At 66.8% G+C, this 8,082-nt stretch carries 8 protein-coding genes; 2 read left to right on the forward strand and 6 right to left on the reverse strand.

Going from position 1 to position 8,082, the window contains the following annotated elements; all coding sequences use genetic code 11:
* Nucleotides 1-29: 29 nt before the first annotated feature.
* On the forward strand, nucleotides 30-1,310 hold the full coding sequence (hpnE, locus tag ACLV8F_RS24390) for a hydroxysqualene dehydroxylase HpnE (RefSeq protein WP_411886782.1): 1,281 nt from the start codon (nucleotides 30-32) through the stop codon (nucleotides 1,308-1,310).
* 28 nt (nucleotides 1,311-1,338) lie between these two features.
* Here hpnE and ACLV8F_RS24395 read toward each other — a convergent pair whose 3' ends face one another.
* Both ACLV8F_RS24395 and ACLV8F_RS24400 read right to left on the reverse strand, forming a co-directional pair.
* Nucleotides 1,339-1,971 carry a glutathione S-transferase family protein gene (locus tag ACLV8F_RS24395; RefSeq protein WP_411886783.1) on the reverse strand — a complete coding sequence of 211 codons (633 nt, stop codon included), beginning with the start codon at nucleotides 1,969-1,971 and terminating at the stop codon, nucleotides 1,339-1,341.
* Between the two features lie 95 nt (nucleotides 1,972-2,066).
* Entirely contained in the window at nucleotides 2,067-2,762 is a 696-nt protein-coding gene (locus ACLV8F_RS24400) for an HAD family hydrolase (protein WP_411886784.1), read from the reverse strand.
* 33 nt (nucleotides 2,763-2,795) lie between these two features.
* Here ACLV8F_RS24400 and hemH point away from each other — a divergent pair, with 33 nt between their 5' ends.
* The gene (gene hemH, locus ACLV8F_RS24405; protein ID WP_411886785.1) at nucleotides 2,796-3,941 is read left to right on the forward strand and encodes a ferrochelatase; all 1,146 of its coding nucleotides are present in this window, start codon (nucleotides 2,796-2,798) and stop codon (nucleotides 3,939-3,941) included.
* Between the two features lie 17 nt (nucleotides 3,942-3,958).
* On the opposite strand, the gene ACLV8F_RS24410 is transcribed toward hemH, so the two are convergent.
* From ACLV8F_RS24410 to ACLV8F_RS24425, 4 genes are all read right to left on the reverse strand, one after another.
* Nucleotides 3,959-4,936: a Bug family tripartite tricarboxylate transporter substrate binding protein gene (locus ACLV8F_RS24410; RefSeq protein ID WP_411886786.1), complete on the reverse strand. Its 978-nt coding sequence runs from the start codon at nucleotides 4,934-4,936 to the stop codon at nucleotides 3,959-3,961.
* A 145-nt stretch (nucleotides 4,937-5,081) separates the two neighbouring features.
* On the reverse strand, nucleotides 5,082-6,101 hold the full coding sequence (locus ACLV8F_RS24415; RefSeq protein WP_411886787.1) for a Bug family tripartite tricarboxylate transporter substrate binding protein: 1,020 nt from the start codon (nucleotides 6,099-6,101) through the stop codon (nucleotides 5,082-5,084).
* A gap of 24 nt (nucleotides 6,102-6,125) precedes the next feature.
* Nucleotides 6,126-7,628, reverse strand: a complete 1,503-nt coding sequence (locus ACLV8F_RS24420) for a tripartite tricarboxylate transporter permease (RefSeq protein ID WP_411886788.1) — start codon at nucleotides 7,626-7,628, stop codon at nucleotides 6,126-6,128.
* 1 nt (nucleotide 7,629) lies between these two features.
* Nucleotides 7,630-8,082 (reverse strand): tripartite tricarboxylate transporter TctB family protein (locus ACLV8F_RS24425; RefSeq protein WP_411886789.1); only part of this gene is annotated, 453 nt, incomplete at its 5' end.

Consider the following 8,082-nt stretch of genomic DNA (forward strand, 5'->3'; position numbering starts at 1 on the left):
AAACGCAAGCTTTCGGCCGGGTTGTCTAAATGAGGGTTGCGGTCATAGGTGCAGGCTGGGCCGGCTGCGCGGCCTCCGTGGAAGCCACGCGCCTGGGCTACCAGGCCACGCTGTTTGAAACCACCCGCATCGCGGGCGGGCGCGCGCGGCGCGTGGGCGGCACGCTGGCGGGCGAGCCGCTGGTGCTCGACAACGGCCAGCACATCCTGATAGGCGCTTATGCCGAAACACTGCGCCTGATGAAAGACCTGGGCGTGGACACCGATGCCGCGTTGCTGCGCATGCCGCTGACGCTGCAGTTCCCCGACGGCGGCGGCCTGAAGCTGCCGCAGCTGCCGGCCCCGCTCGATGCGCTGGCCGGCATTGTCATGGCGCGCGGCTGGTCCCTGAGCGACAAGCTCTCCATGCTCAAGGTCGCGGTGGGCTGGCAGCTCAAAAAATTCCAGTGTGACCCCAACCAGTCCGTGGCCGACCTGTGCCGCGGCCTGGCGCCCGGCGCCATGGCCGCGCTGATCGAGCCGCTGTGCGTCTCGGCCCTGAACACGCCTGCCGAACGCGCCAGCGGTCAGGTCTTCCTCCGCGTGATGCGCGATGCGCTGTTTTCGGAAAGCGGCGGCTCCAACCTGCTGCTGCCGCGCGCCGACCTCAGCGCCCTGCTGCCCGACGCCTCGCTGGCCTGGCTGGCCGCGCAGGGCAGCGCGCCACAACTGGGCGCACGCGTGCAGGCCATCGCGCCGCTTGGCTCAGGCTGGGCCGTGAGCACCGATACCAGCGAGGCCTTCGACTGCGTGGTGCTCGCCTGCCCGCCACAGGAAGCGGCACGGCTGGTTGAAGGCAGCGGCGTCGCCGCGCCGGACTGGCTGGCGCAGGCGCACGGCCTGCAGCACGAGGCCCTGACGACCGTCTATGCCTGGGCGCAGGACGCGCGGCTGGAACTGCCCATGCTGGCATTGCCCGCCGGTCCCGGCGAGCCGGCCCAATTCGTCTTTGACCGCGGGCAACTGGGCGGCCCGGCCGGCCTGCTGGCTTTTGTGATCAGCGCCAGCACCGGCGACAGCGCCACGCTGACAGCACAGGTGCTGGCGCAGGCGAAATCGCAACTGTGGCATCTGGGGCTGGGCGCCATGCAGGCGGTGCAGACCATTGTCGAAAAGCGCGCCACCTTTGCCTGCACGCCCGGCCTGCGGCGCCCGGGCGCCGATGTGGCGCCTGGCCTCTGGGCCTGCGGCGACTATGTCGACGGCCCCTACCCCGCCACGCTGGAAGGCGCCGTGCGGTCCGGCCTGGAAGCGGCCCGGCGCCTCCACTAGGTCAGGGCTGGCCGCAGGTGCCCCAGAGTCAGGCGCTCTTGGCCATCAAACGCACCGTGCGATAGGCCGGCCGCGACAGGCAGCGCTGGAGCCACTCATCCACGCGCGGGCACTGCGCCATCAGGCTGGTCGCGCCCTGTACCCAGGCCAGGACCGACGCCACACAAATGTCGGCTGCGGTAAAACGCTCGCCGGCCAAGTAAGGGCGGCCTTGCAGATGCTGGTCGAGCACGCGCAGCGGCGTCAACAGGTGGCGCTCGGCGTCATCGGCCAGTTGGGGTTTTCGGCGGTCCGCCGGCATCATGATGCGGTGCATCAAAAACGCCAGCGCGTCTTTCTCGCATTCGGTGACCACCCAGAAGCTCCAGCGCAGGATCTCAGCTTGTTCGGCATGGTTTTGCGCGGCCAGCAGCGGCGCGCCCGGCGTCTTGAAACGCTCGGCCAGGTAGAGCACGCAGGCCATGGACTCCCAGACCAGCACGCCTTCGTCGTCCACCACGGGGATGCGGCCGTTCGGGTTGATGGCGAGGAACTCCGGCGTGCGTGTGGCGCCGCCCGCGTAAGGCAGCGCGATGTGTTCATGCGCCAGCCCCATTTCGTGGACCAGCCACAGCGGGCGCGCCGCGCGCGAAGCTGCCGTGCCGTAAATCTTGAGCGTCATGAAAGCCCCCTTGTAAAAAGCCCCTTTAAGGGCCGGCCCGCTTCAGAACCTGTTCACGGTCTAAACGGGGCCGCGTTTAGACCGTGAACAGGTTCTCAACGCGGGAACAAGTCGCACAACTCGGTCAGCGTGGTCACCGTTTCGTGCGGCACGGCCGGGTGCGCCCACATCTGGTCGGAGCGGTTGACCCACACCGTCTGCATGCCGCAATTGAGCGCGCCCAGCACGTCCAGCGTGGCATCGTCACCCACATGCAGCACTTCGCCGGGCTGCACGTCGACCGCGCCGGCGGCCGCATGGAAGATGCGCGGATCCGGCTTGCCCACGCCGAACTGCTGGGCGCTGATGCTGGCCTGGAAGTAGCGGTCTATGCCGATGCGCTTGATGTCGGCATTGCCGTTGGACACCGCCACCAGCGGATAGCGGCCGGACAAAAACTCGAGCGCGAGAATGGCGTCTTCAAACAGGGTGACCTTGTTGCGCTCACCGAAAAAGACGTCGAAGGCGGGCTCGGCCAGCAAGGGGTCTTCACGTGAGCGGTACAGCGCCAGCCGTATCGCCTCTCGGCGTATGGCGCTGAGGTTGTGCTTGAGTTCGGGCCGCGAGCGCGTGACGTGCTCACGGATCTCGTGACGGGCAGCGGGGTTGGAAAACAGCGCCGCGGTCATGGGCGCATGCTGGTTGAGCCAGTCGTCCAGTGCTTTTTCGGCCCTCTCGATGGCCGGCCAGATGGGCCACAAGGTGTCATCGAGGTCTAGCGTGATGGCTTTGATGGTGGTCAGGTCTAGCATGGTCAAGGGCGAACGGATAAGCGAGAATAACCCATGTCATTTCTCTCTCGCCTGCTCACACCTTTCGACCCGGAACCCCCTTTTACGCACGGCGCGCCGCCGCCCGGCACTTCGGCTTCGTCCACCACCGCCATCCTGCTGTGCAACCTGGGAACGCCCGACGAGGCCAGCGCCCCGGCGCTACGCCGCTACCTCGCCGAATTTTTGAGCGATTCGCGCGTCGTTGAGATTCCCAAGCCGCTGTGGTGGCTGATCCTGCACGGCATCATCCTGCGCGTGCGGCCCAAAAAGTCGGCCGCCAAATACGCCAGCATCTGGATGAAGGAAGGCTCGCCGCTGCGGGTCTGGACACAAAAGCAGGCTGTGATGCTGCGCGGTTACCTCGCGGTGCGCGGCCAGCCCGTCGAGGTGCGCTACGCCATGCGCTACGGCAGCCCGTCCATCGCCGCGCAGCTGAACCAGCTCAAGGCCGACGGCGTGGAGCGCGTGCTCATCCTGCCGGCCTACCCGCAATACAGCGCCACCACCACCGCCAGCGTGTTTGACGCGGTCTACCGCTGGGCATCACGGATTCGCCGCATCCCCGAATTGCGCTTCGTCAACCATTACCACGACCATGCGGGCTACATCAAGGCGCTGGCCGCCCGCGTGCGCGAGCACTGGCGAACGCAGGGCCGCGCGGAGCAACTGGTCATGAGCTTTCACGGCGTGCCCGAACGCACGCTCACGCTGGGTGATCCCTACCACTGCGAATGCCACAAGACCGCGCGCCTGCTGGCGGCGCAACTGGGCCTGGAGCCCGCGCAGTACAAGGTCACCTTCCAGTCGCGCTTCGGCAAGGCCAAATGGCTGCAGCCCTATACCGAGCCCACCCTGGTGGCTATGGCGCAGGCCGGCGTCAAGCGGGTCGACGTGATCTGCCCGGGCTTCACCGGCGACTGCCTTGAGACCCTGGAAGAAATCAACATGGAAGCGCGCGAAGCCTTCCTGCACGCGGGCGGCAAGGAGTTCAACTACATTCCCTGCCTCAACGACAGCCACGAGTGGATCGCCGGACTGGCCGAAATCGCGCAGCAGCACCTGGCGGGCTGGCCGGTTCAGCAAGTCGATGCGGCCGATGCCGCCAAGGCGCTGGCGGCTTCACGCGCGCGCGCCCTGGCCCTGGGCGCACCGAAATAAGCGGGTACCCGAAGTACTCAGGCCTTGAGCTTGAGCAACTGCACCATCAGCTGCGTGGTCTTCACGTCGAAGTCGATGAAGTTGCCGAGGTCGGCGCCCGACATCCATGACTGCTCCCAATAACTTTGCCTGAGCGTCTTCTTCCACAATTCGTAAGTCAGCGAGGCTTTCACGGCCTCCACCATTTCAGACTGGCGCGCGGCCGGCACGCCGGCGCCGGTGAACACGGCGCGCCAGTTGGTGAGGTCCACGTCCAGGCCCTGCTCGCGCGCCGACTTGACGCCGTAAGCGGCCTTCTTGGAAGACACGCCGATGGCGCGCAGCTTGCCGCTTGCCAGTTCAGCACTGAAAGTTCCGTAACCCGAAACACCGGCGGCCGCCTTGCCGCCCATCACCGCATCCACCAGCTCGAAGTTGCGCGCAAAAGGCAGGTAGACCGCGTCTTCCGGCCTGGCGCCGGCCGCCTTGGCCAGCAGGCCCGCGAACACGTGGTCCGCGCCGCCGGCCGCGCCTATGGCCATGGGTGTCTGTTTGGGGTTGGTGCGCAGTCGCTCCACCAGCTCGTTGATGGTTTTGATCGGCGACGCGGCCGCCACCACCACCACCGGGTAGTCGCTGGTCAGGCGCGCCACGGGTTTGACCTTGGTGAGATCCACGGCCGGCTTCTGCAACGCCAGCGCACCGACCAGGTTGCTGTCGCCCATAAAAAGCGTGTTGGGGTCGGCGCCGTACTTCTGCACATACCAGGCCAGGCCGGCGGTGCCGCCTCCGCCTTCCTTGTTCTCGTATTCGATCTCGTCGCTGAGCCCCAGGCCTACCAGCGCGTCGCCCAGGGCGCGGCCGGCTTCATCGAGTGTGCTGCGGGACATAGCGGGGATCACGACGCGCAGCTTGGGCCCCAGCTTGCCCTTGGGCGCGGGTTGCGCCCAAAGCGGTGCGGCCAATCCCAGGCCTGCGAGTCCGCCGAGAACCGTGCGTCGTTGGATAGCCAGCATGTTTTCCCCTCCAAGTTTTGTACTTGTCGGGCAATGGCCAAGTGATGAGCCAGTGCCCGGTCAACTCGGAAAGAGCATTTTCCATGCCATCCAGGCACGCCGCCGCACAAACGCGCGGCGCGGTGGGTGCGCGGTATGCCGCGGCTCAGGCCTTGAGCTTGAGCAAATGCACCATGACCCGGGACGTGGTCAGGTCGAAATCGATAAAGCTCGTAAAGCTGGGGCCCGACAGCAGCGAAGACTCCCAGTGGTTCTGCTTCAGCGTCTTTTGCCAGGATTCGTGGCCGGCGGCGGCCTTCACGGCCTCCAGCATTTCCGCCTGGCGGGCGTCCGTCACGTTCTGGCCGGTAAATACGCCGCGCCAGTTGGCCATGTCCACGTCCAGGCCCTGCTCGCGAATCGAGGGGATGCCGAACACCGCGCGCTTGGACGACACGCCGATGGCGCGCAGCTTGCCGCTGGCGAGCTCATCGGCGAATTCGCTGTAACCCGAGATGCCGGCCGCCGCCTTGCCGCCCAGCACCGCCTGCACCACTTCAGCGCCGCCGGCGAAGGGCTGGTACACCAGCTCTTCGGGCTTGCTGCCGGCGGCACGGGTGAACACGCCGGCAAACACGTGGTCCACGCCGCCGGCGGAACCGCCCGCGATGGGCACATCCTTGGGGTTGGTGCGCATGCGCGCGGCCAGGTCGGCGATGCTGCGCGCCGGCGAGCTGGCGGCGACCACCACCACGAGGTAGTCGCTGGTCAGGCGCGCGATCGGGCGGATGCGGGTCATGTCGACGGCCGGTTTCTGCAAGGCAACCGCGCCCACCATCACCATGCCGCCCATCAACAGTGTGTTGGGGTCGTTGCTGTATTTTTCGGCGTAATAAGCCAAGCCTATGGTGCCGCCCTTGCCGCCCTTGTTTTCATACTCGATCTCATCGGCCGCGCCGGCGCCCACCAGCGCGGCGCCCAGGGCGCGGCCGGTCTGGTCCCAGCCGCCGCCGGCGTTGGCCGGGATCACGATGCGCAGCTTGGGCGCCAGCTTTGCCGCTTTGCCTTTGGCGGGTGCGGCCGGTGCCGGTTTGGCGGTCTGCGCCCAGGCGGGAACGGCTCCGCCCAGCGTTGCCAGTCCCAGGCCAATACCACCCAGGGCGGCGCGTCGTTTGATGTTCAGCATGTTGTTTCCCTCAGTGCTTGAGTTTTAGTTAACGGATTTCTTCGAAGTCCAGTACTTGGCCAGGCGCGGCAGTACCAACACCGCCACCACGATCACGATCAGCGTGATCGACATCGGGCGCTGGAAGAACACGGCCGCGCTGCCCTCGCCTATCGACATCGCGTTGCGCAGCTGTGCTTCGGCCAGCGGGCCCAGGATCATGCCGACCACCACGGGCGCAGTCGGGAAATCAAAGCGGCGCATCAGCACGCCCAGCAATCCAATAGCGTACAGGAGGAATAAGTCAAACGCACTTTGGCGCATACCGTAGGCGCCCACCGTCGCGAAGATCAGGATGCCCGCGTACAGCTGCGGCTTGGGGATCTTCAGCAGCTTGACCCACAGGCCCACCATGGGCAGGTTGAGCACCAGCAGCATGACGTTGCCGATGTAGAGCGAGGCGATCAGCGCCCACACCAGCGCGGCGGAGCTGGTGAACAGCTGCGGGCCGGGCTGGATGCCGTAGTTCTGGAAGGCGCCCAGCAGGATGGCCGTGGTGTTGGAGGTCGGGATGCCCAGCGTGAGCAGCGGGATCAGCGCCGCCGTCACCGTGGCGTTGTTGGCAGCTTCCGGGCCGGCCACGCCTTCGATGGCGCCCTTGGTGCCGAACTCGGCCCTGACTTCAGGGTTTGCCAGTTTCTTTTCCGTCGCGTAGCTCAGGAAGGTCGGTATCTCGGTGCCGCCGGCCGGGATGCAGCCGAAGGGCGTGCCGATGGCGGTGCCGCGCAGCCAAGCCGGAATCGAGCGCTTCCAGTCGGCCCTGGTCATGTGCACGCGGCTGAGCTTGTTCTGGTCTTCCACCGTCTTGCCCTCATAGAGCACCGCGTAGAGCACCTCGGCCACCGCGAAGAGGCCGACGGCGACCAGCACAATTTCGATGCCGTCCAGCAGTTCCGGGATGCCGCCGGTGTAGCGGCCCTGGCCGGAGATCTGGTCCAGGCCGACGCAGCCGGCGGCCAGGCCGACAAACAGCGCCGTCATGCCGCGCAGCGTGCTCTTGCCGAGCACCGCGCTCACCGTGGTGAAGGCCAGCAGCATCAGCAGGAAATACTCGGGCGGGCCGAGCTTGACGGCGAACTCGGCCACAAAGGGCGCGAACAGCGTCACGATGACCGTGGCGATGGTGCCCGCCACGAAGGAGCCGATGGCGGCGGTCGCCAGCGCTGCGCCGGCGCGCCCGCTCTTGGCCATCTTGTTGCCTTCCATGGCTGTCACCATGCTGGCGGTTTCGCCCGGCGTGTTCAGCAGGATGGAAGTCGTCGAGCCGCCGTACATGGCGCCGTAGTAAATGCCCGAGAAAAAAATCATCGAGGCCGTCACGTCGACCTTGGCGGTGATCGGCAGCAGCATGGCCACCGCCACCGCGGGGCCGATGCCCGGCAGCACGCCCACGGCCGTGCCCAGGGCACAGCCCACCAGGCACCAGAGCAGGTTGACCGGCGTGATCGCTGTCGCGAAGCCGGCCATCAAGGCATTGAAGATGTCCATGTCAGAGCCACCCTGTAGATGTGAGGCCCGGCAGGTTGATGGCCAGGAATTGGGTGAACATCCAGAACACCGGCCCGGAGATCAGCAGGCCGGTGACGGCGTCGACAGCCCAGGTGGACGCCGCGCCCGAGGGCTGGCCGCTGGCGCGCCGCAAGCCCTGCACGGCCAGCACGTAGCACAGCGTGCAACTGAAAATAAAACCGATGGTGGTGATCAGGGCCGCATTGAGCAGCAGGCCCGCCGAGACCCAGACAAAGCCGGGCCAGTAGGCGCGCGCGGCGCCGGGAGGCGGGTCCATCTCGCGAAAGCCGCCGCTGCGCGCCTCCCAGATGATCCAGCCGCCGCACAGGGTGAGCACGATGGACACCAGCCAGGGCAGGAAGTTGGGGCCGACGCCGCCGTAGCCGGCGACGGAAGAAATGCTGATGGCGCCGAAGGCCAGCGCCAGGCCGGT

This window comes from Polaromonas sp. YR568, from assembly GCF_943369675.1.
Classification (GTDB): Bacteria; Pseudomonadota; Gammaproteobacteria; order Burkholderiales; family Burkholderiaceae_C; genus Polaromonas.